The 23,622-nt window shown below is 40.4% G+C and carries 21 protein-coding genes; 11 read left to right on the top strand and 10 right to left on the bottom strand.

Annotated elements, in window-relative coordinates:
* Entirely contained in the window at positions 1 to 1,308 is a 1,308-nt protein-coding gene (locus tag H3299_RS01255) for an MFS transporter (protein ID WP_182418536.1), read from the top strand.
* A gap of 117 nt (positions 1,309 to 1,425) precedes the next feature.
* On the opposite strand, the gene H3299_RS01250 is transcribed toward H3299_RS01255, so the two are convergent.
* From H3299_RS01250 to H3299_RS01240, 3 genes are all read right to left on the bottom strand, one after another.
* A complete protein-coding gene (locus H3299_RS01250; RefSeq protein WP_182418535.1) occupies positions 1,426 to 1,923 on the bottom strand; it encodes a GNAT family N-acetyltransferase in 498 nt (165 codons plus the stop codon).
* Positions 1,923 to 3,527: a phosphoglycerate dehydrogenase gene (serA, locus tag H3299_RS01245; RefSeq protein ID WP_182418534.1), complete on the bottom strand. Its 1,605-nt coding sequence runs from the start codon at positions 3,525 to 3,527 to the stop codon at positions 1,923 to 1,925. Before serA ends, H3299_RS01250 begins: the two co-directional genes overlap by 1 nt.
* Before the next feature lie 227 nt (positions 3,528 to 3,754).
* Positions 3,755 to 4,924: a phosphoserine transaminase gene (locus H3299_RS01240; RefSeq protein WP_182418533.1), complete on the bottom strand. Its 1,170-nt coding sequence runs from the start codon at positions 4,922 to 4,924 to the stop codon at positions 3,755 to 3,757.
* 341 nt (positions 4,925 to 5,265) lie between these two features.
* Between H3299_RS01240 and grxC the strand changes: the two genes are divergently transcribed.
* The 4 genes from grxC to H3299_RS01220 all read left to right on the top strand — a co-directional run bounded on the left by grxC (position 5,266) and on the right by H3299_RS01220 (position 7,289).
* The gene (gene grxC, locus H3299_RS01235) at positions 5,266 to 5,535 is read left to right on the top strand and encodes a glutaredoxin 3 (RefSeq protein WP_182418532.1); all 270 of its coding nucleotides are present in this window, start codon (positions 5,266 to 5,268) and stop codon (positions 5,533 to 5,535) included.
* 3 nt (positions 5,536 to 5,538) lie between these two features.
* Positions 5,539 to 5,967 carry a DUF1178 family protein gene (locus H3299_RS01230; RefSeq protein WP_182418531.1) on the top strand — a complete coding sequence of 143 codons (429 nt, stop codon included), beginning with the start codon at positions 5,539 to 5,541 and terminating at the stop codon, positions 5,965 to 5,967.
* A gap of 100 nt (positions 5,968 to 6,067) precedes the next feature.
* Positions 6,068 to 6,940 carry a 3-hydroxybutyryl-CoA dehydrogenase gene (locus H3299_RS01225; protein ID WP_182418530.1) on the top strand — a complete coding sequence of 291 codons (873 nt, stop codon included), beginning with the start codon at positions 6,068 to 6,070 and terminating at the stop codon, positions 6,938 to 6,940.
* Positions 6,941 to 6,980: 40 nt separating this feature from the next.
* Positions 6,981 to 7,289, top strand: a complete 309-nt coding sequence (locus H3299_RS01220) for a hypothetical protein (protein ID WP_182418529.1) — start codon at positions 6,981 to 6,983, stop codon at positions 7,287 to 7,289.
* 96 nt (positions 7,290 to 7,385) lie between these two features.
* Here H3299_RS01220 and efeO read toward each other — a convergent pair whose 3' ends face one another.
* The 4 genes from efeO to efeU form a co-directional block, all read right to left on the bottom strand.
* Positions 7,386 to 8,231, bottom strand: a complete 846-nt coding sequence (gene efeO / locus H3299_RS01215; RefSeq protein ID WP_371739681.1) for an iron uptake system protein EfeO — start codon at positions 8,229 to 8,231, stop codon at positions 7,386 to 7,388.
* Between the two features lie 243 nt (positions 8,232 to 8,474).
* Positions 8,475 to 9,794, bottom strand: coding sequence for an iron uptake transporter deferrochelatase/peroxidase subunit (gene efeB / locus H3299_RS01210; protein WP_182418528.1), 1,320 nt, complete (start codon positions 9,792 to 9,794; stop codon positions 8,475 to 8,477).
* A 131-nt stretch (positions 9,795 to 9,925) separates the two neighbouring features.
* Positions 9,926 to 11,086, bottom strand: coding sequence for a cupredoxin domain-containing protein (locus tag H3299_RS01205; protein WP_182418527.1), 1,161 nt, complete (start codon positions 11,084 to 11,086; stop codon positions 9,926 to 9,928).
* Positions 11,087 to 11,173: 87 nt separating this feature from the next.
* The gene (gene efeU / locus H3299_RS01200) at positions 11,174 to 12,013 is read right to left on the bottom strand and encodes an iron uptake transporter permease EfeU (protein ID WP_182418526.1); all 840 of its coding nucleotides are present in this window, start codon (positions 12,011 to 12,013) and stop codon (positions 11,174 to 11,176) included.
* A gap of 1,285 nt (positions 12,014 to 13,298) precedes the next feature.
* Between efeU and H3299_RS01195 the strand changes: the two genes are divergently transcribed.
* From H3299_RS01195 to H3299_RS01180, 4 genes are all read left to right on the top strand, one after another.
* Complete coding sequence (locus H3299_RS01195) at positions 13,299 to 13,766, top strand: DUF1036 domain-containing protein (protein ID WP_182418525.1); 468 nt, start codon at positions 13,299 to 13,301, stop codon at positions 13,764 to 13,766.
* Positions 13,763 to 15,193, top strand: coding sequence for a pyruvate kinase (pyk, locus tag H3299_RS01190; RefSeq protein WP_182418524.1), 1,431 nt, complete (start codon positions 13,763 to 13,765; stop codon positions 15,191 to 15,193). Before H3299_RS01195 ends, pyk begins: the two co-directional genes overlap by 4 nt.
* A gap of 204 nt (positions 15,194 to 15,397) precedes the next feature.
* Complete coding sequence (locus tag H3299_RS01185; protein ID WP_182418523.1) at positions 15,398 to 16,546, top strand: hypothetical protein; 1,149 nt, start codon at positions 15,398 to 15,400, stop codon at positions 16,544 to 16,546.
* A gap of 100 nt (positions 16,547 to 16,646) precedes the next feature.
* Positions 16,647 to 17,468 carry a hypothetical protein gene (locus tag H3299_RS01180; protein ID WP_182418522.1) on the top strand — a complete coding sequence of 274 codons (822 nt, stop codon included), beginning with the start codon at positions 16,647 to 16,649 and terminating at the stop codon, positions 17,466 to 17,468.
* 77 nt (positions 17,469 to 17,545) lie between these two features.
* On the opposite strand, the gene mgtE is transcribed toward H3299_RS01180, so the two are convergent.
* Positions 17,546 to 18,925, bottom strand: a complete 1,380-nt coding sequence (gene mgtE / locus H3299_RS01175; RefSeq protein ID WP_246708101.1) for a magnesium transporter — start codon at positions 18,923 to 18,925, stop codon at positions 17,546 to 17,548.
* 342 nt (positions 18,926 to 19,267) lie between these two features.
* Here mgtE and H3299_RS01170 point away from each other — a divergent pair, with 342 nt between their 5' ends.
* Positions 19,268 to 21,316: a M3 family metallopeptidase gene (locus H3299_RS01170; RefSeq protein ID WP_182418521.1), complete on the top strand. Its 2,049-nt coding sequence runs from the start codon at positions 19,268 to 19,270 to the stop codon at positions 21,314 to 21,316.
* A gap of 135 nt (positions 21,317 to 21,451) precedes the next feature.
* On the opposite strand, the gene H3299_RS01165 is transcribed toward H3299_RS01170, so the two are convergent.
* Positions 21,452 to 21,733, bottom strand: a complete 282-nt coding sequence (locus H3299_RS01165; RefSeq protein ID WP_182418520.1) for a DUF6694 family lipoprotein — start codon at positions 21,731 to 21,733, stop codon at positions 21,452 to 21,454.
* 288 nt (positions 21,734 to 22,021) lie between these two features.
* Positions 22,022 to 22,312 (bottom strand): hypothetical protein, encoded by a 291-nt coding sequence (locus H3299_RS01160; protein WP_182418519.1) that lies wholly within the window; start codon positions 22,310 to 22,312, stop codon positions 22,022 to 22,024.
* 395 nt (positions 22,313 to 22,707) lie between these two features.
* Here H3299_RS01160 and H3299_RS01155 point away from each other — a divergent pair, with 395 nt between their 5' ends.
* On the top strand, positions 22,708 to 23,622 hold the full coding sequence (locus tag H3299_RS01155; RefSeq protein ID WP_182418518.1) for a branched-chain amino acid ABC transporter permease: 915 nt from the start codon (positions 22,708 to 22,710) through the stop codon (positions 23,620 to 23,622).

The raw sequence follows: 23,622 nt of genomic DNA, 5'->3' as shown, positions 1-23,622 counted from the left end.
ATGAGCGAACCGCGAATGTTGACGCGTTCTGATATGAAAACCTTGGGCTTATCCTCGTTGGGCGGGGCTCTCGAATTTTATGACTTTATCATTTTTGTCTTTTTTGCCAAAATCATAAGTACCGTATTTTTTAATCCAGAAATGGCGGAATGGCTAACCACCCTACTCACCTATAGTATTTTTGCCGCTGGTTATTTGGCCCGTCCCCTTGGCGGTATCATTATGGCGCATCTTGGCGACAAATTAGGCCGCAAAAAAGTTTTTGCTTTTTCTATTCTACTTATGGCTGTATCTACCCTCTGCATGGCTCTTATCCCATCCTATGCCAGCATTGGTGTTGCTGCCCCCATCTTGCTTGCAATTCTGCGCGTTTTGCAAGGTATTGCCATTGGCGGCGAAATTCCTGGCGCATGGACCTTTGTGTCCGAACATGTGCCCTCGCGTTATGTCGGTTTTGCAACCGGCTTTTTAACCTCTGGCCTATCATTAGGCATATTGCTAGGCTCATTAGTTGCAACTCTTGTTAATCACCTCTTTACACCACAATTTGTAACCGATTATGGCTGGCGCGGGGCGTTTATCCTTGGCGGCATATTTGGTTTGTTAGCGGTTTGGTTACGACAATGGCTTGATGAAACTCCTATTTTTAAGCAAATGCAAAAAGCACGTAGCTTAACCAAAGAAGTGCCGCTTAAAATTGTTCTAAAAAAACATGGTGAAAGCGTTCTTATTGCGATATTGCTGACTTGGGCATTATCAGCAACTATTGTTATCTCAACCTTAATGACACCCAATTTCTTACAACACCCACCCTATAATTATAGCGGTGATATAGCCCTTGCAGCTAATTGCGTCACTTCATTATTTTTGATTATCGCAACGCCAATAGCTGGTATTTTATGTGATCGCATTGGCAGTGGGCGCTTTTTCATTGGTGGTGGTATTTGTTTTGCCATAACCGCTTATGTATTTTATAATTATGCCGACAGCTCAACCACTTCACTCTTTATTCTATCGGCATTTTTAGGATTTTTTGCTGGCTATGTTGGTGCGGTAGCTTATGTCATGGTTAAGGCGTTTCCTGCAGCCGTGCGTTTTTCTGGCCTCGCTTTTTCCTATAATATTTCTTATGCAATTTTAGGTGGAACCATACCGGTTGTTATTTCTCTCTTTAACCGCTTAACCCCAATGGGACATGTCTGGTATTTGATCGCTATTGGTATGCTGGCCAGCGGCCTTGGGATTTATTTACTATGCCGTGGTCAAGCCCGCGAATTTGAAATTGGCGTTGAAGAAAAACCACAATAATTAGCTTTTTCTTTCAACTAATAGTAAAAACAAAAGCGGATAATAAATAATCTATTATCCGCTTTTTTAATCAAATCTACATATGAACAAGGCCCCCATAAGTGCCTTAAACAAAACCTATAAAGTCTTCATCATATAAAGTGCATCTTCACTATAGGTTAGAAGCTTTTGCTGCAAAGTGCTGTTCACCACTTGGGTTACAAATCCTTGCTTTAGCCAAAAAGGCGACGAGTTATTGACTGCCACCAATGACATAGAGCTATAACCCAATGCTTTTGCCTGTTGGTATAGGTTTTTTAAGCCTAACGAACCAACACCGCCAATACGTGCATCAGGTAAAATTGCAATATCATGCAAATAAAGCGTATCTGCATCTTGCGGTAAGCCATCTAATAATTGATTGAGTGGCGGAATATTATGCGCCTTCCAAGGATGAGCTAAAATATAACCGCTTGGCTTACTATCCTTTTCCAAAATATAACAGCTTTGCGGCGCCAATGCTTGCTTTTGCGCCAAAACCGCTTCATCTTCTGGATAATCAGGATGACAAATGGAGGCGACCTCGCAGATAGCTGCAAGATCGCTTTTATTCATAAAACGCCAATTAATCGACATTATGCCTCAATAGAGTTAAATTCCAACGGTTGAACGCGCTTAATACCTGCAACATTTTGCAATTCTTCGCGTACTGCCGCTGGAATTGGCGCATCAAGATAAAGCAATGCAATGGCATCACCACCTGGCTTATTACGGCCAAGGGCGAAGTTTGCAATATTAACGCCATGCTTACCACAAATCAAACCAATTGTACCAATAATGCCGGGTGTATCGCTATTGGTAATATAAAGCATATGCGCACCAACTTCTGCATCAAGATTAATATCCTTGATTTGGATGAAGCGTGGCTTGCCATCAACAAAACAAGTGCCGGCAATTGATCGGGTACGCTTCGATGTGCGCACAGTTAACTTGATATAACCATCAAAAACACCTGATTTATCGCGCTTAATTTCAGAAACGATGATGCCACGCTCTTTAACCACGACAGGTGCTGAAACCATGTTAATGTCAGCCATTTGTGGACGCACTAAACCAGCAAGGGCTGCACTAATTAAAGCACGAGTATTCATAGTTGCAGTTGAACCATCAAAAAGAATTTCAACTTCCTGAATGTCTTCTTCTGTGGATTGTCCCACATAACTACCAAGCACTTCGGCAAGCTTGACAAATGGTTTTAGGCGCGGCGCTTCTTCCGCGGTAATGGCTGGCATATTGATGGCATTACTTACTGCACCTTTAACAAGGTAATCAGCCATTTGCTCAGCCACTTGAATAGCAACATTTTCCTGTGCTTCTGAGGTTGAAGCACCAAGATGCGGCGTGCAAACGGTATTGTTTAACGCAAAAAGTGGATTATCAGCTGCTGGCGGCTCTTGCTCGAACACATCAATACCAGCCCCTGCAACTTGGCCAGATTTTAACGCTTCCACCAAATCTTTTTCAACAACCAGACCACCACGAGCACAATTGATAATGCGAACACCTTTTTTCATTTTAGCAATGGCTTCTGCATCAATAATATTGCGGGTTTTGTCAGTAAGTGGCGTATGCAATGTGATGAAATCGGCGCGGCGTAGCAAATCATCAAGCTCAACTTTTTCAACGCCCAATTCTTCGGCACGCGCTTCAGAAAGGAAGGGATCAAAAGCAATAACATGCATTTTAAGACCAATGCCGCGCGCTGCAACAATCGCACCAATATTACCGCAACCAATAATGCCAAGGGTTTTACCGGTTACTTCAACACCCATGAAACGGTTTTTTTCCCATTTGCCGGCGCGAGTTGAAGCATCAGCTTCAGGTAATTCACGCGCAACAGCAAACATCATGGCAATTGCATGTTCAGCTGTAGTGATAGAATTACCAAAAGGTGTATTCATCACAATAATACCACGGCGTGAAGCTGCTGGAATATCAACATTATCAACGCCAATACCAGCACGACCAACCACTTTAAGCTTAGTTGCTGCGTCAATAACCGCTTGGGTTACCTTCGTTGCAGAACGAATGGCAAGCCCATCATATTGACCAATAATTTCAAGTAACTTGTCTTTATCCTTGCCAAGATCAGGCAAATAATCAACATCAACGCCGCGATCTTTAAAGATTTGTACTGCGGTTGGAGAAAGTTTATCAGATACTAATACGCGAGGTGCCATAATGGCCTCCATAATTGTCAAAATACTGCAAAGGATTATTAAGAAAGCGCTTTTACCACCATGCGCATTTCATAATTTTTCATTTTAGTTTAACTTCATCCATAAAAAAGGTGAAAGAAAACCTTATGCCTTAACAACTAATTGCAAGGCAAAACCAAAACTTCAAGAAATTTGAGATTGAAATAGAGTGGCTTCAACCACTCTATATGTTTAACTATAAGCGAATATTAGGCGCCCAACGCAGCCTTTTCGCAAGCAAAAGCCCAGTCCAACCACTGCGTTAAAGCAGCTAAATCATCAGCCTCTACCGTCGCACCGGCCCAAATGCGTAAACCCGATGGGGCATCGCGATAAGCACCAATATCATAAGCAACACCAGCCTTATCAAGACGAGTTACAATTGCTTTTGCAAAAGCTGCCTGATCATCCGCACTCAACTTTTTGATATCTTCATCAATAATGGTTAAGCACACGGATGTATTGGAACGGGTTGTTGGATCAACAGCAAGATTTGCAAGCCATGTTGATTTTTCAACAAAAGCATCAAGAACAGCAAAATTATTATCAGCACGTTCACGCAAAGCTTTTAAACCACCAAGAGATTTAGCCCATTTTAATGCATCAAGATAATCTTCAACACAGAGCATTGATGGCGTATTAATAGTTTCGCCTTTGAAAATACCTTCAATAAGCTTGCCACCCTTGGTCATGCGGAAAATTTTTGGCAATGGCCATTGTGGCACATAGCTTTCCAAGCGCTCTACTGCGCGTGGGCTAAGGATAAGAATACCGTGGGCACCTTCACCGCCAAGAACTTTTTGCCATGAAAACGTAACAACATCAAGCTTAGCAAAATCTAAATTTTGCGCAAAAGCCGCGGATGTTGCATCGCAAATGGTTAAACCTTCACGATTATCTGGAATAAAGCCAACATTGGGAACACGCACACCCGATGTTGTACCATTCCATGTAAAGACAACGTCACGATTAAAATCTACTTGTGAAAAATCTGGCAATTCGCCATATGGAGCATCAAAAATGCGGGCATCTTTTAGCTTCAATTGTTTGACCACATCTGTGACCCAACCTGAGCCGAAGCTTTCCCAAGCCAACATGTCAACACCGCGCGCACCAAGCAATGACCATAATGCCATTTCAACAGCACCAGTATCTGACGCAGGTACAATACCAATGCGATAATCAGCAGGAACTTCTAAAATTTCACGGGTGAGATCGATGGCTTCTGCCAATTTGGCCTTGCCAATTTTTGCACGATGAGAGCGACCTAAAGGTGCATCATTTAGTGCTTGTGTTGTCCAACCTGGACGCTTGGCACAAGGGCCAGAAGAAAAATTAGGATTATTCGGGCGATTACCCGGCTCATTAATATTAGTCATTTTATTCTATCCTCTCAGATAGCTCGCCTCTCGGTGGGAAGAGGTGGCCCGTTGACCTGTCTATTTCAACTTTAATTAAAAAGCAACCAGATTTTTTATAAATCAAAATTATTTTATTTTTATTTCAAGTTTGCAACAAAATACACAGTTTTATTAGGAAAAATAAATATATACTTATTAACTAACCATCACGATTAGTACAGTATGTTTTTGGCCTTTTGGGCTGATACTTATGGTGTTCAATTATACTTTACTGCGACTAATATTCGCAATCGAAAGAATAGCTAGTGCTTGGCATTGCTATATTTTGCCACTATATAAGAAAATTAAGGAGAAAATACGTGGCTATTACAATTTACATTAAACCGGGCTGTCCTTATTGCGCGAAGGCACTAGCTTTGCTTGAACAAAAGGATGTTGAATTTATCGCGATTGAAGCTGCAAGCGATCCACAAGTGCGGGCGCAAATGCGTGAGCGTGCAAATGGGCGCAATACATTTCCGCAAATATTTATTGGCGATATCCATGTCGGTGGTTGCGACGATCTTTTTGCATTGGAAGAAACTGGCAGGCTGGATGAACTTTTACAGCCTTACAAAAAAGGGAACTAACCAATGATTCGCTTCAATCTTCACTGCGACGGTGGCCACCATTTTGATGCTTGGTTTCGCTCCAATGATGATTTTGACATGCAATGTGCACGAGGTTGGGTTTCGTGCCCACAATGCGAATCAATAAAAATTGCCAAGGATCTTATGGCGCCTGCCATTTCAACTTCGCGCAAAAAAGAAAAAATGGTTGGCAATGCGCTTTCTTCACAAGAACGCGATTTACTAGCGCAATGGCGTAAAGTGTCTGAAAAAATCCGTGAGGAAGGCGATTATGTTGGTGAAAAATTTGCCGAAGAAGCCCGAAAAATTCATTATGGCGAGGCACTTGAACGCACAATTTATGGCGAAGCCGATGGCGAGGAAGTGAAATCGCTGGTGGAGGAAGGTATAGACTTGCTCCCCTTACCAACGCTTCCTGAAAAGAAAAACTAGTTTTCGGCTAAAAGCAATATTATAGTCCTCATAATATATCTGCAAATTTATAAAAACTATAAATGTCTTTTGCAAAATGCTTTGATGGGGTGAGGATGGTATGATTCAAACAATAGGCATTATTGGCGCTGGACAAATGGGCAATGGTATTGCTCATGCTTGTGCATTGGCAGGAAAATTTGTGTTGCTTCATGACCTTTCACAAGAAAAGGCAGAAGCCGCTCTTGCAACTATCAATGGCAATTTAGCAAGACAAGTAGCACTTAATAAACTATCAGAACAACAAAGACAGCATGCGCTATCTTTCATCAAAGTTTTGGATCATAAAGAACAGCTTGGATCTGCTGACCTAGTTATTGAAACAGCTTTTGAAAATGAAAAAACCAAACAAGATATTTTTCATGATCTATGTCAATTTCTAAACCCACAAGCAATCATTGCCACCAATACCTCCACCATTTCGATTACAAGGCTAGCTGCTACAACCGATAGGCCCGAGCGATTCATTGGTCTTCATTTTATGAATCCCGTGCCTTTGATGAATCTTGTGGAAATCGTGCGCGGCATTGCGACTGACGACAAAACTTTCAATGCAGCAGCTCAATTCATCGCAAGCCTTGGTAAAACATCAGTTGTGACGCAAGATTTTCCAGCCTTTGTGGTCAACCGTGTTTTACTACCGATGATTAATGAAGCAATTTATACGCTTTATGAGGGGGTTGCTAGCGTTGAAGCCATTGATAGTGCCTTGCGTCTTGGTGCTAACCACCCCATGGGACCGCTGCAGCTTGCTGACTTTATCGGATTAGACACATGCCTTTCTATTATGCAAGTTTTGCATGATGGCCTATCAGATTCTAAATATCGCCCCTGCCCGCTTTTAATCAAATATGTTGAGGCTGGATGGCTTGGTCGTAAAAGTGGACGCGGTTTTTATGACTATCGTGGCGAAATACCGATACCAAGTCGCTGATAAAGTGAATATTTTAGCGATAAAGTGAAAAGAGTTCGCAATGCTTGATATTTTTGAAGTAAGCCGCGACTTCAAATTGGATGACATCAATAGCAATAGTTTAAATCTAGTCTCGAACATCGATCTGGCAGATTTTTTTAAAGTAGATTTAGCGATACAGAAACTGAACAAGGCTTTTAATATAGAGTTTTCCTATTTTGAAGATTTTATAATGAACATTTCGATGATTGAAGAATTTATTAAAATTTTTAAAAATGCTTCCATTGATAAGGCAGAAAAATCAAGGTGGCTTACCCTATTAGAAACAGCCACGAAAAATGGCAACAGCTTATATTTTGTTTGTGACTAAAGCCGCGATTAACATAAAATTAAAAAGGCATATTCATATCACAATGATATAAATATGCCTTTCATTTAAAGCAAATTATCGCTTGATTATTAAAGCCTACTCAAGACCAAGCTTACCGCGAAGTTCTGAAAGGTCTTCTGCAAGAGTATTTACAGCTGCTGACAGCGTGTTGCGGTCATCATCAGTAAGCTTTTCATAGCTTACATAGCCTTCACCTTCTTTGTATTTGCTGAGAATTTCATCAACAGTATCAAAGTTTTCAGTAACCTTAGTTACGAAAGCTGCATCATCTTTGCCAAGGAAGCCCTTGAAAAGATCAAAAATCTTGCGTGAACCATCAAAATTACCACGGAAATCCCAAAGATCTGTGTGGCTATAACGGTCTTCTTCACCTGAAATCTTGGTTGCTGCAACTTCTTCCATCAAGGCAGCAGCGCCGCCAACAACGGTTTCTGGTGGGAAAGCAAGATCAGAAATACGTGCTTGCAAGTCTTTAACGTCCGTTAAAAGCTTGTCAGCTGTGCCTTGGATATCGTCAGTGCTTTTGGTTTCCCACAAAGAATATTCAATGCGGTGAAAGCCCGTGAAATTAGGATCTTTTTCTTCTTTTTCAAAATCATCAGCGCGAGCATCAATTGATTTATCAAGATCAGCAAAGAGTTCAGCAATTGGTTCAATAGCTTCATAGCTGATGCGGGTTGGTGCAAATAGTGCTTTAGCTTCGTCTACTTTGCCAGCCTTAATCGCTGCGGTAAATTTTTTGGTGTCTTCGACAAGCTTATCAACTTTTTCGCTAACATAAATCTTATATTCGGCAATCGGCGCAACAAGATCAAGCTCTGGCTCATTTGCCGCAAAAGCAGGTGTCATCAATGACATAAGACCAGCAATTGCCACAGCCTTTAAAGCCATTTTTCGCATCGGAAGTGCTTTCAAAAACATCGCTATTTCCTTTTCTATAGCTGTTCAACGAAAACGGCGGCGATTTAGTATAATCCACCACCTTTGATACATTGATGAAAAATCCAAGCATATCAGCTAAAAAATCAATCATCACTTGTATTTATGACGATACCAATTTGAAATTGGTATCGAAAATTTGCGCATGAATGAAAAGGCGTTTAACGCAGTGGTCAAGAAAACCATACTATTAAAGCAGTTACCTTTTTCATTCATCTTAATTTATTAGCTAGCCTTTACCGCTTCCATAAGCGAACGGCCTAGCCAATCTTCATCATTTTGAACACCGGGAAGCGTGAAGAAATACCCACCACCTTCTGGCTTCAAATATTCTTCTAGCGGTTCGCCATCAAGTTGACTTTGCACATGGATAAAACCATCATGAAGGCTAGCTTGATAACAAATAAACAATAGGCCTTGATCTAATTGGCCAGACTTGGTTACGCCGTTGGAATAATTAAAAGGCCGGCGCAAAATTTGATGTTTTTCTGAGTCTGCCGTTCTTGGATTAGCGAGGCGAATATGGGCATCAAGCAATGTTACTTTGCCATCAGGATCCTTGGTATAATCTGGAACATCAGATTCTTTCTTGCCATCCATCGGCGCACCACTATCACGCTTGCGGCCAAAAATGCGCTCTTGCTCTTGCAAGGGAGTGCGATCCCAGCGCTCAACAAAATTGCGGATAATGCGCACGGCTTGATAGGAGCCACCACGGGCCCATTCTGGTTCATTTTTGCGGCTGTCATTAACCCACAAAATACGATCCATCAACGCGCTATCATTGGTATCAGGATTGGCAGAACCATCACGGAAGCCTAAGAAATTACGGGCATTTTCGACTTCGCCATTTGGCAATGGGGCAATGACTGGAACACTCCCTTCTTGCATCCATTTCATCACCAATAGGTTTGATAGATTTTTATTAATGTCACGCAATGCGTGAATAACTGTATCAATATCATTGGCACAAATTTGTATTGAAATATCTCCATGACAACGGCTCGCAACCAAAGCATCATTATGAAAGCCGGTCATTTGTTCAAGCTCCGCAGGCTTATGAACCTTTAGCCAATCAAATTTTTCAAAGAGCGAATTGCCAAGCGCAACCGTTACCGTAAGACCATTCGGTGTAATTTCTGGCCCCAAGATACCAGAATCATAAGGCGGTAATTTATCATCACGCTCTGGATAGCTACCACCCTTGGTTAAGAAGCGGATACGGTCGGTAAGACGGCGAAACAAGTCTTCTAATTGCTCAGGTTTGCTAACAACAACATTTAATGCCGCCACAAGACCAGTTGCCGGTCGCGGGGTTAAAATACCTGCCTGATGCTCGCCATAAAAAGCGACAACATCTGATAAATTATCATTGCCCGTTGGTGCAGCTGTCACCGCACCACTTTGCGCCATATGCGTGGCTTTTGCATTATCTTGGGCAAATGCCTCATTGCCAGCCACCAAGGTCGGTGTGACTAACGCCGTTGCAGAGGCGGTTTTTAAAAACGAACGACGATTAAAAGGGCTTGATCCACTTTTGGTCATTATCTTCTACTCCATAGGATCAAGTGACAGATTTTATCCATCACCCAATCTCTTCATTTCACAGCGGTTCTTTATTGCTTGCGCATGGTAAAACCACTTATTTCAAGGGGTTTAGTGCAATATTAGCCGCACTAAAACCCTAATTTTGCTTGTAACTGCGTTAGCTGCTCCGAAAGCTTTTTCAAATCAGCTAAAAGAACTTGCTTTTTATCTGCCGCAAGTTCACCAGTTTCATTTACACCATCTTTGAAAATCGTGCTTAAAGCATCCAGATTTTGATTGATCTCGGTTTGCAATTGCGGTGCAGAATGCTGTGCAACTTCAGCCATGAGCGATGCAGTCTTTTTTATACCGTCAATACTGGCCGCCATTTCGCTCGCTTCACCCTTAGCCCAAGCATTAACACCATGATCGCTTGTCAACATATCAATCAGCTTTTGGGTGATATTTTCAGCACTTGTCAGCATTTCAATCGGTGCAACCTGATTATCCTTGATGCGCTGGGAAAGATCATTGGCCGCAGTTTCTAAATCGGCCATAAATGGTGCAAGTCCTGCAGTAGAATTTTGCCCCCATAGACCATATTCAATGCGATGGAAGCCAACAAAAGCTGTGTCATTTTCACGATTAGCAAGATATTGCGCTTGCGGATTCATTTTGGCTTCAAGATCAGAAAAACGCCCAGAAAATGTATCAAGCTTGCGATAGTGAAGACGGGCATCAAGCCATGCTTTTTTGGCCGCATCAACATCATTGGCATCAATGGCTGTTTTAAGTGATTGAAGCGCTGTAGACATGCGCTTTGCTTCTAAAATGAGATAGACGCGATACTCGGATAAAGGCTTTAAGAATTCGCGATTACCCGGCTGGGCTGCAACGGCATTTTTCCACTCATCACTTGACGTGACAACCATTTTGCCACGCGCATTGGTTAGCAAACCGCAAGTAATTTCATATTCACCAGGTGCAAGCGTTGCCGATAGACGCGATTTAAATCCGGGTAAAATATTTTCACGCTCTGCAAGCACCATAACGCCCGATAAAATCTCCCATTCAACCGCACGCTCTGATGTGTTTTCAATTTCAAAAAAACGCTTGCCAGCAGGTACAGTCAAATTCATCGGATCGCAGCTATCGCTGCCCACTTTAACCGCTATGATATCATTAACATCGGTATCATCTGTATGATTGCTGCTTGCCCACCACAATGTTCCGGCCGCAGCAACGGCCAAAACACATGAGCCGACAAGAGCAATCACCATAGGGGTCTTATTTGTTTTTGGCGATGTCATGAAACTTACTTTCTTTAATAAACACTATTTCGTTTTTTAAGGTACTTTACCATCAAGGCACCTCATTCATCTTGCAATGGCTAGATATTAAGCGCCTACTGGCTTTTTAGGCAGCTTGCTTTCGTAAATATAAAAACCAAGAACAGGCACCAAATAGATAACGTAAATCACTACCTCACCAATAGTTGGGGCGGGATTATAGCCAAAGAGACCTGCTAAAAATGTACCTAAAGTGCTATGATCGGAAAGGATATGCTGAATATTGAAGGCAATGTCTTGCAAACTATTCCAGATACCTGCTTCATGCAACTTATTGAGCGAACTTGCGGCAAGACCGGCTGCAACGAAAATGATAAGAACACCAGTCCAACGGAAGAAAACCCGTAAATTAAGCGAGATACTACCTTTATATAGCAAAAAGCCAATAGCACTGGCTAAGAGAACACCCAACAGCGCGCCCCATAGAGTATTGGTTTCATTGCCTTGCTGAAGAATAGCAAGCAAGAAAAACACCGCTTCCAAACCTTCACGCGCAACAGCTAAGAAAGCCATACCGACAAGAGCAAGGGTTGTGCCTTTTGAGCCTGATTTATCTTGCGAAAAAGCAGCTTCAACCGATTCCTTTAATTCACGACCAACACTTGATGCGGCCTTTTTCATCCATAATATAACCCAGGTGAGCACGCCAACCGCCAAAAAGCCCACAAAGGCTTCAAACATCTCCTGCTGTCTTTGCGGAAATTCAGCACGCAATGCCAATATCATTGCTGCAACAAAAAGTGAAAGCGCGATAGCTAAAAAAATACCAACCCAAATGGCTGGCAACCATTCACGGCGCCCCGTGCGTGTCAAATAGCCTGAAATAATAGCAACAATTAAAACCGCCTCAAGTCCTTCACGCAACATAATAAGAAAAGCAGCAAACATTAAATAAACTTTCTAAAACCAATTTTCATATAAGCATCCAATATATCCTGCTTATATTGAATGTGGTATTTTCATTTATTATTAAATTAGAGTATTTTGGTGTATATTGATAAATTTGCACCATATGCAATCACAATGCTTAGTCATACTTTATTAACCCCACGACAATAAGAACTGCTAGCTTCCAACCAACCTCTCACTTCATCGGGCTTTTTACATATGCCAAAACACGTAAAACGATAATACTAATAACGTTATCTTCATAACACATATTAAAATTAAACTTAAGTATTAAACAGAAAATACTGCAAATAATTGTAACATTACACCAAAATTTTACTAATCAATTTAGAACTATTATAATCTATATTATTAAAAACATAATCCCATTATTTTAAAACCTATTATACGCTAATTACACCAAAACTAAAAACAGCAAAACTATAGCTATTTTTAATCAGAAAATGACTCACCATAACGCCACACAACCAATAATATCGACAAACAAGTTCAAAATCACAAAATCATTAGTAAGACAATTAAAACCTAAACATTTTCTAACAATGCCCAACATTCAAAACATACTAGCTTTCCCAACCATTAAGTCATTTCACAATTGAGTATTTTAAGATTTTTAATCCCATCCGTTAGCTTCATTGCAAGATAATTTACGAAATGCTAAAAATTTTAACACTTATGTCACAATTCTGCTATTAAAACTTCACCTAATAAGTCAAGTGTTCGAGTAATGTTGTTTTTGGTTTTTAACTATGGTTCTAAATGTGCGATCAAGATTTCGCCTAATTTTCATTCATGAAAGCCAAATTGAATATTACGATAGTACCAAAGTGAATAAGATATATCGATTTAAAGATCACTTTGTTATGAAAGCACTGAATAAGTTCATATTGGAAAAGCAGAAGCGATTCTACTTTTTCACCAAACACCGATTATTTATGATTAATTTAAAAAGGATCATCATTTTACCACAGCTTTAACACCAATATTTCTTTGTTATTTAGCCTCTTTGCCATTGCAATTATGCAGCAAAATGCCAAAATCCCTTTATTACCAAGCCAGTTCTTGGCACAATCACCAGTTCTTGGCACAATCAATTGGGAATATTTTGCTTCGTTGAGATAAAAAGGTTTAAAAAACGCGATAGAGAGATATATGAATGAACAATAGCATTTGTGCTTTTGCACCATTCATGGCATCAATTAATGGTAGAATGAATATTTAAATTGGCATAAAGAAAGGTCAGCGCTTTAATGGAGTATCGCCAATGCAATTGAGATCTATAGTGAAATGGTTTTTTGCCGGTTTCCTATTTCTGATTTCTGTCAATTCGGCGATGGCAGATTTACGCGTTTGTAATACAACCCAAGATATTGTTGGAGTTGCCGTTGGATATCGCTCTGATGAAGGTTGGGTTAGCGAAGGTTGGTGGCGCATTAATAAGGCAAGCTGTGAAACAGTTATTGTTGGTTCGCTTTCTTCACGCTTCTATTATCTATATGCCGAAGATGAAAGCGGTAAAAGCCGCTGGGATGGTCCTGTTACCATGTGTGGCACCGAAGCCGAATTTAAAATTCCGGGAACTAATGATTGTTTTGCCCGTGGCTTCCAGCGTTTTGGTTTTCAGGAAATTGATACACAAAACCAAAAAAACTGGATGGTGCAATTAACTGAACCAGTTACAACAAATCCTGCAATAAATAATTCATTGGTGACAGGGAGTCAAAATCCGTGAGACGCAACCGTAATGTGAAAATTCTAGCCACCCTTGGGCCTGCATCTTTTGACGAGACCGTGATTGAGCGGCTTTTCGTAGCAGGTGCCGATGTTTTCCGCATTAATATGAGCCATGCCGACCATGATACAATGCGCGCACTTGTGCAACGCATTCGAAATGTTGAAAAAAAGCAAGGTCGCCCAATCGGCATTCTTTGTGATTTACAAGGCCCTAAACTGCGTGTAGGCGCATTTGCTGACCGCGCCGTAGAATTAAAGCAAGGGCAAAATTTTACACTTGACCGTAATGAGGCACCTGGTGACACTAATCGCGTTTATTTGCCTCATCCTGAAATCTTTGCGGCTGTAAAGCCTGGAGACCGCTTACTTATTGATGATGGTCGGCTTGAACTGGTTATCATTCAATGCGACCTTGATAAGATTGAGTGTCGCGTGGTGGCTGGTACCAAAATTTCTGATCGTAAAGGTGTAAGCCTACCTGATACATTATTGGCAGTTGGTGCGATGACTGAAAAAGATCATCGCGACCTTGCAGCTATCGTGGAGGAAGATGTCGACTGGATTGCATTATCCTTTATTCAACGTCCCGATGACATTGCCGAAGCACGCAAAATTGTCAAGGGTCGCATGTCGATCCTGTCAAAAATCGAAAAACCGCAAGCCTTGCTGCGCATTGAGGAAATCATCGATCAATCTGATGCGATCATGGTAGCACGTGGCGACCTTGGCGTTGAAATGCCGCTTGAAAGTGTCCCCGGTACCCAAATGCGGCTTATTCAAGCTTGCCGCAATGCAGGTAAGCCCGTTGTGGTTGCAACCCAAATGCTTGAATCAATGATTAGCGCCCCTGTTCCAACACGCGCAGAAGTATCTGATGTTGCAACAGCGGTTTATGAGGGTGCTGATGCAATTATGCTTTCAGCAGAATCAGCTTCCGGCCAATATCCGATTGAAGCGGTACAGACCATGGATCGCATTGCGCAAAAAATTGAACGCGATATTTTCTATAGTGGCATGATCAATGCTCAACATCCAAAACCAATGGCAACAAGTGCAGACGCTATCGCTCTTGCCACCAGACAAATTGCTGAAACACTTAACCTTGCTGCCATTGTTGCCTATACAACAACGGGCACAACTGGCATTAGAACCTCGCGTGAGCGTCCGCGCACACCTATCATTCTCTTATCACCTAAGGTTGAAACGGCACGTCGCCTTGCTATTGGTTGGGGCTTGCACTGTGTTGTCACGGAAGACGCAAAAGACCTTGATGAGGTAGTAGATCGCGCGGCAAAAATTGCTTGCCACGAGGGTTTTTGTAAAACTGGAGAGCGCATCATCATTACCGCTGGCGTTCCTTTTGGTACACCAGGCTCAACCAATATGCTGCGTATTGCCGTTGTTAATGAAGAACATAAGAATTGAATATCTACTTAAACTTAGTTTTATCAAGCGAATAATAACCTAATTATAGATTTATTATAAAAGGCATTTCTTTTATCGAAAGATAGAGAAATGCCTTTTTTGTTTAATCTTATTTTCGCCGTTAATTGTTTGATAATGGTGTTAGAAACTGCTTGGTACTAATGAATTGGATGCAAGTATTTATTTAAATAATTGGGGGGGCTTATGCGATTTTATTTGGCTTTTATTTTAATGACTATCGTATCGCTTGCCCAAGTACAGTTACAGGCACAGGCACAGTCTATTGACGGCTTGCGAATAGGGGACGATCAGTCTGTTTTAGAGAACTATCCAAATTTAAAACCTACAATGGTTAAATCTCGTTTTCCGATAAATGTTTTTTCTGACAAGAACCTCAAAGTCACGATTAATCGAAATACCGGAAAGATAGTAAAAATCTTAAAAATTGCGCATACTAAGGGCGATACAGGCATTTTCTCAAATTTCGAATTAAAAAAAACGCGCTACAAAGATATTTTTATTAATAAAAACTTCCTTTTAAATAATTCTAACAATCAAAGAATACATTTTTTATCTAGTTTTTCTGACTTTAATGCGCCAAAAACTTATCTAAACTATAGAATAACCAATGATGACAAAATGGACAACACTGTCGTAATAAGTTTTATTTTCAATAAAGATAGCTATGTAACGACAACTCCGGTTATGGGCACGAATAAAATAATATTTTTCCAACCCTCCGCTTTTTATAACAAAAAGGAAGAATATGCTTGGGATAACAACGCAAAATTACAAGCCATCGCCCTAACTGATTTAGATTATATCGCCAAAACAGAAAAAGTGGAGGGTTTAGAAAATTTACCTTTAATGGACTGGCAAGAGCCAAAGGAAAACCAAGCCAAAGCATTTAAAATCTTGAAAGCCAAGGATTACTTTGTTTCAAAGATCTATAATGGTCCCCAAAAAGACCCTAGTTTTAACGGTGCCAATAGCCAATATAAGCGTTATCGAACGGCACTGACTGAAAGCTTTTCTAAATCTGATATACCAATATTTGCCGGACAATATGGTTTTGGATTTATTTACTTTGCCCCTAGCAATCATGATATTTATTCCCATAATTTTCAAACAGGCAAAATTGATAAATTTCCCTTAGGTGCACATTACACAAATCTACAGCTTATTATGCGGCAAGATTCAAATTTACTATTAGCCCGTTGGGAACAAGACAACTTGTGCAAGCGACAATATTTTTCTTATAGGCTAGAAAAATGGCATGAAGAAAGCGCGATAGAAAGCGAGGGACCAGCATGGAACTGTGCGCTTATAGACGATAAGCAATTTTTTAAATAAAGGCTTGCCGTTTAAAGATCTCGAAGCATCGCCGCCTATCATAGGATATCAACACGTGAAAAAATTTAAATTATTAATACCCTGTGGCGTGATAATTTTATTGATTTTTATTGGATATCAAACCTATCGCCATATAGCCTTGATGCCAACGCCACAATCGGATCTTTTATTTAGTGAATATGACAAAAATGTCTATCATTTGGCACAAAAAATTGAAAGACATCAAAATATCGGCGAAAGCGATTTTGCAAAACTTCCACAGGGCGCGATAAATCAACGTTACGGACAAGAAATAACTTTGCTTTTCCATGCCTTGTCGCAACGCAATATACAAGCAATTGATACGTTGATTGGTAATGGCGCGGACGTAACTATGGTCGATAGACCATCAAAGCGTCATCCGATGACTTTTATGAATTACTTAGGAATGCCGGGTGGTGGCGATGATGAGGCTGAAGATTTAATATTCATCAATGAACTTATAAAAATTTATCTTAAAACTGGTGGCGATCCTAATTATATACAAACAAACGGCAATAATACCCCACTAGTTTTAGATGTTGCTATTGCACAAAATTATGAAGGTGTTGATATTCTTGTAAAAGCTGGGGCAAACATATGGCAAAAAGATGGAAGCCAAACTAATTTAGTTGAATACTTAGCTATGACGCCGGCAGGATATAATACATTATTGCGGTTTGTCGATCATGGGCTTCTAGACAATGTCAAAATGAGTAATATTATCGGTACTATCAATTACCTTTCAGGATATACTCAGCGCGGTGATGACCGTAGCATCAAAAATCGCAACTTAGCGATGAGAATATTAAAACGCTATCCCGATTATCAAGATGATCAATTTACTACAAGGCTATTTGGCGGCGAAATTCCATGGTCTGAAATTAAAGCTTTAAATGAATGAAGATATTAGATGTTTAGGATAGCTAATCTTTATTTGAGGGTTTAGACAAACTATCCAAACCCTCATACTGCCATTAACTAAAGCAATGTACCCGATAAAATAAGCGCGGCAATGGAAAAATAAATCACAATACCAGAAACATCGACAAGGGTGGCAACAAGTGGCGCAGAAGCACTTGCTGGATCAAAACCAAGGCGTTTTAACATGAACGGCAATAAGGAACCGATGAGCGAACCAAAGGTAACAATCGCCACCAGCGTACAAAAAATAGTAAATGCAATGAGCAACCAATGCGGACCATAATCATAAAAACCAGAAAATTCCCAAACAAGAATTCGCACAAAGCCAATGGAACCAAGCAACGTTCCAAGAATAAGCCCTGTTGGCAGTTCTCGCAAGAAAACCTTCCACCAATCGCGTAAAGTTACTTCACGTAACGCCAAGGCACGAATAATAAGCGAGGTTGCTTGCGAGCCGGAGTTACCGCCGGAACTGATAATCAACGGCACAAAAAGGGATAGAACAATTGCCTTTTCTAATTCATGTTCAAAAAATTGCATGGCTGTTGCAGTAAACATTTCGCCAATAAAAAGAACAGCAAGCCAACCGCCACGTTTTGTAAACATTTCCCACATGCTGGTTTGCATGTAAGGCTCTTCGATCGCCTCCATACCACCAAATTTTTGGGTATCTTCACTCATATCATCGACCATAACGTCAAGAACGTCATCAACGGTGACAATACCAATAACATGTTTTTCATCATCAACCACCGGTACTGACAACAAATCATAGCGGCGAAAAAGCCTTGCCACATCATCGCGCTCGGTTAATGGCGAAATGGTAACTGGTTCCTGATGGCGGCCCGCCTCAAGGATTAATTCTGATGGTTTTGCTAAGACGAGATCACGCAATGACACATCGCGCAGTAAAATACCACTTTCAGGATCAATAACATAAGTTGTGTAAACTGTTTCACGGGTGCGCTCAACTTCACGGATAAAATTAAGGCTGCGTTCCACCGTCCAGGTGGCTGGAACGGAAATAAATTCTGTGGTCATTAAAGCACCAGCAGTATTTTCTGGATAAAGGGTCAGCGTTTTCAATTCATGACGCGTCACCGGCTCCAACATGGAAAATAGCCGTTTGCGGACCTCTTCATCCATGTCTTGGAAAACGTCAGTCGCCTCATCGGCAGACATGCCATCTAAAATATCAACTGCTAAATTGGTTGGCAGCGCTTCCATAATTTCACTGGCGCGCTGCAATTCATGCATGTCAAAAAGGTCAACAGCGTAATCAAGCGGTAAGTGGATAAATACCTCAACAGCCTCATCTATTTCTAAACTATTGATAACATCAATGGCGTCAGCATAACGCAGCCGTACAAGCTCAGTTGCAATAACTTTAGGCGCGAGAGAGGCAATGGAATCGGTTTTATTGGTAGGCTCTGTCACTTTAATATACCTCTCATTTCATCTGCATGAATATTATCACTAAATGTCTTTTATATTTTCCACGCTTTTTCAATATATTAACATTAAATTCATCGAATAGCTTATTTGATGATTTGTCTGTGTTTTTTAGACAAGTCAATAAAAGCTTTGGTGAAAACAGCCGTATTTATCAAAATCCCACTAAAAAATGACGGCAAGATTTCAACAAGTTTGGTTTTATCAATATATATGCTTTTAATCATAATTTTTTTTCTTATATTCGATAGGACTTGATATAAACAAACGCATATCTTTGATAAAATTAACCAATACAGAAATTATTGATATAGAAAAGCGATTACAATGACAAAAGATTTAAATGATCATGGTTTGAAAGCTCTTAGCCAATGGCAGGGCTTTCAGGGGCTTCCTGATTTTTCAAGCTTTAGTGATGATGATTTTAAACCTGCTTTTGACCTTGCTTTAACAAAAGCAGAAGCGGAAATTGAGGCGTTAGCCCAAAATAGCGAAGTGGCAACCGTAGAAAACTTTCTTATTCCTTTTCAACTATCTGGCAATATGCTTGACCGCGTTTCCTCTATTTTTTGGATGCGGTCGGGCGCACATTCCAATGAAGTTACCCGCGCATTAGAGCAAGATTTTGCTCCAAGATTATCGCGCTTTTCATCGCATATTTTAATGGATGAGCGCATTTTTAAAAAAATTGACCATCTTTATCAAAATCGCGAAAATTTGGGTCTAGATGAAGAAACCAAACGGGTTATTGAAGAGTCTTGGAAAGGCTTTACACGCAATGGCGCCCGCCTTGGCAGTGAAGACAAAAAACATCTTGCCAAAATTAACGAGCGGCTCGCTATGCTTGGCGCACAATTTGGTCAAAATATTTTACATGATGAAGCTGAATGGGTGCTTTTCCTTGAAAGTGATAACGATCTTGCTGGACTGCCAGATGATTTACGAGCCGCAATGCGCGAAGCCGCCAAAGAACGCGGTAAAGATAATGCCTATGCCCTTACCTTATCCCGTGCCATTATCGATCCATTTTTAACTTTTTCAAAAGTTGCCCATTTGCGCGAAAAAGCCTATGAAGCGTGGATAAAACGCGGTGAAAATAATGGTGATCATGATAATCGCGCCAATATTCGCGAAACGGTAAAGCTGCGTGATGAAAAGGCAAAGCTCTTAGGCTATCAATCCTTTGCTGATTATAAGCTTGATAATACCATGGCCAAAACGCCGCAGCATGTTATGGATCTTTTATTACCTGTTTGGCAAAAAGCAAAAGCTAAGGCTGAAGAAGAATATAGTGAGCTGCAAGATTTAGCTGCATCACAAGGCGATAATGGTGAAATCAAAGCTTCTGATTGGCGCTATTATGCTGAACAATTAAAGGCGCAAAAATTTGCCTTTGATGAGGCTGAACTTAAACCTTATTTGCAACTTGATGAAATCATCAATGCTGCATTTTATACAGCCAATCGCCTCTTTGGTTTGCAATTTGAAGAAAAGAAAGGCGTGCCGCTCTGGCATAAGGAGGCGCGGCTATTTATTGTTCGCGATGAAAATGGTATGGACAAAGGTCTTTTCATTGGCGATTATTTTGCGCGCTCTAGCAAGCGTTCTGGCGCATGGATGAGCGCCTTACAATCCCAGCATAAGTTAGCTGGTGGTGAAAAGCCAATTATCTATAATGTGATGAACTTTGCCCGACCACCAGAAGGTGAGACAGCTCTTTTATCTTTAGATGATGCCCGCACCCTCTTCCATGAATTTGGTCATGCATTGCATGGGCTTTTGTCAGATGTTACTTGGCCATCGGTTTCCGGAACATCAGTATCGCGTGATTTCGTTGAGCTGCCCTCACAGCTTTATGAACATTGGTTGACGGTGCCGCAAGTTCTAGAAAAATTTGCCCGCCATTATAAGACTGGTGAAATCATCCCCGATGCATTATTACAAAAAGTGCTTGCTTCACGCACCTTCAATGCAGGTTTTGAAACCGTGGAATACACTTCATCAGCCTTGATTGATATGGCTTTCCATAAGGGCGGCGAGGTAAATGACCCATCCGCATTTGAGCAAGAGCAACTTATTGCCACGGGTCAACCAAAAGCTATTGGGCTGCGCCATCGTCCACCCCATTTTGCACATATTTTTGCAGGTGATGGCTATAGTGCCGGCTATTATTCCTATATGTGGTCAGAAGTTTTGGATGCCGATGCTTTTGAAGCTTTTGAAGAAACAGGCGATGCTTTTAACAGTGAGCTTGCTGCCCGCTTGAAAAAATATATCTATTCGGCTGGCGGTAGCAAAGATCCTGAAACTCTTTATAAAGAGTTTCGTGGGCGCATGCCAACGCCTGATGCGATGATGCGTGATCGGGGATTATAAAACGTATCATCATAGTTTTCTTGCAAAGAAAATAATTTAAAACACCAAAGGTAATTAAATTTTCAACTAATTATCGCCCGATAAAACTATTTATAGGCCCTGTTTGATTTAACAGGGCCTATAAGTTAGAAAATATTATTTATTCATTTCAATAATTTGTTTACCTGTTTTACCTTGAATCTTATCTTTTAAGGCAGCTTCCATTTTAGCTTGGTCTGTTTCACCAGTTGCAATAATGTCAGCCATAATTTTTGCTACTGCTTGCTGAAACTTAACCTTGTCTTCTGCAGAAAGTTTTTCGACAACTTTTTGAGTTGATTCAGTTGCTTTTGTTGCGTCACTCATATCAATGGTAGGCTCGCTACCACATGCACTTACCATCAAAGCAACGGCTAATAGACCTAAAAATTTTTTCATTCTTTTAATCTCTTCAATAAAGGATTTAATCACACCTCATCAATAAGGTTGAATTTTTTTCTTTTTTCAAGTGAGAATAAATATAATGAACAATTATTTTTATATTTCAAATATAAATACAATATTTTTAAATTATTCTAATAAATTCCCATTATCTATTTTGCAAAAAAGCAATTTTTAATTGCATTATAAAAAAAAGCTTATAGATTGAAAAGACAATCTATAAGCTTTTTTAATTAATAAAGCGGTTAAATTTAAAAATCCAACCTAATTCGCTTAAAAAAAACTCTATCTACGTGTCCAGAAAAAAGCACCGGCCAAAAACCCTATCGCTGCAACAACAGCAAGTGTTGTTTTAGGATTTTCTTTCACCTTATCACGCACAATCATAGCCTGATCAGCTACTTCGTGGGCTGCCCTGCGTCCATGCTGACGCAAGCGCTCTCCAAGTTCATGGGCATCATCAAGAAGATGCATATCTTTAGATTTTTGAGTGAGAGCATTAAGCTCTTCGCGCAAATTTGTAATATGCTTTTTTAGTTTTTCAACTTCGGATTGCTCACGCTCAAAAATACTCATTGCAAACTCCTAAAATAAAATTTTTAACCTTTTATATATCTGGGAAAGCACAAGGGATTTGACAAGAGCTGTTGAAACAGCAAACAATAACAAAATGGTTACCGGTTAACCGACTCGTAGAAAATTAGCTAAAATGCCTATTTTGTGTAATTTTCTCTCAAAATGAGGCATAAATTTAGCTATTTTGCAAAAAATCCTACCTAATTACGGATATTTTTGTATTTTTTAACATGAAAATAGTGCAAACTTATTGATTGAAACGACGTATCTGTTATGAACATCGCCCAACAGTGACGTACAAACAGCAAATGAAAAAATGCTATATGCTTAAATGAGCGAGCCAAATAAGCTCCAAGACACTGAAGAACTATTTAAGCAATCAGGAAATTGATATTATGGATTATAATTACTTCCTTCAAGCTTTGATACAGGGGCTTGCTCTTGGTGCAATTTATGGCTTGATAGCTATTGGCTATACGATGGTTTACGGCATCTTAGGAATGATCAATTTTTCCCATGGTGATGTATTCATGGTGAGCGGTTTTATTGCTTTAATTTCGTTTATGCTGCTTGCCTTGCTACCCACAGCATTGCCCGTGGCTTTTGCGTTGGTGGTTGTGTTGCTAGTCACGATGTTTTTTACATCAGCTTGGAGCTGGACAATTGAACGAGTGGCCTACCGCCCATTACGTGGATCTTTTCGCCTAGCACCGCTTATTACCGCTATTGGTATGTCAATTGTACTGCAAAATTTTGTACCAGTATTCCAAGGTTTGCGACCCAAAACCTTTACCGGTGAAATTTCAGGTGGTTTTCTTATCCCTGGAACAACCGTTACCCTGCAATATAAACAAATTCTTGTTGTCGCAACTACAATTATATTGCTTTCAATTTTTTCGTTTATAGTTGCCAAAACTTCGCTAGGGCGCGCTCAAAGAGCTTGCGCTCAAGATGCAAAAATGGCGTCTCTGCTCGGTATTAACGTGGATCGTACAATTTCAATAACCTTTATCATGGGCGGCGCACTTGCTGGCGTTGCCGGTGTTATTTTCCTAATCTACTATAGTACGATTTCCTTTACCGAAGGATTCATTGTCGGCATCAAAGCTTTTACTGCAGCTGTTTTAGGCGGCATCGGCTCTTTGCCGGGTGCTGTTTTAGGTGGCATTTTAATTGCGTTTATTGAAGTATTTTGGCAAGCCTATGTTGACCCTGCTTATAAGGATGCCGCCACATTTATGATTTTGATCATAGTGTTGATTTTCCTGCCCACTGGGCTTCTTGGTCGTCCAGAAGTGGAGAAAGTCTAA

Source organism: Bartonella sp. HY038 (assembly GCF_014117425.1).
Lineage (GTDB): Bacteria > Pseudomonadota > Alphaproteobacteria > Rhizobiales > Rhizobiaceae > HY038.
Note: the sequence above shows the minus strand (reverse complement) of the source record. Positions and strands in the feature narration are given on the sequence as shown.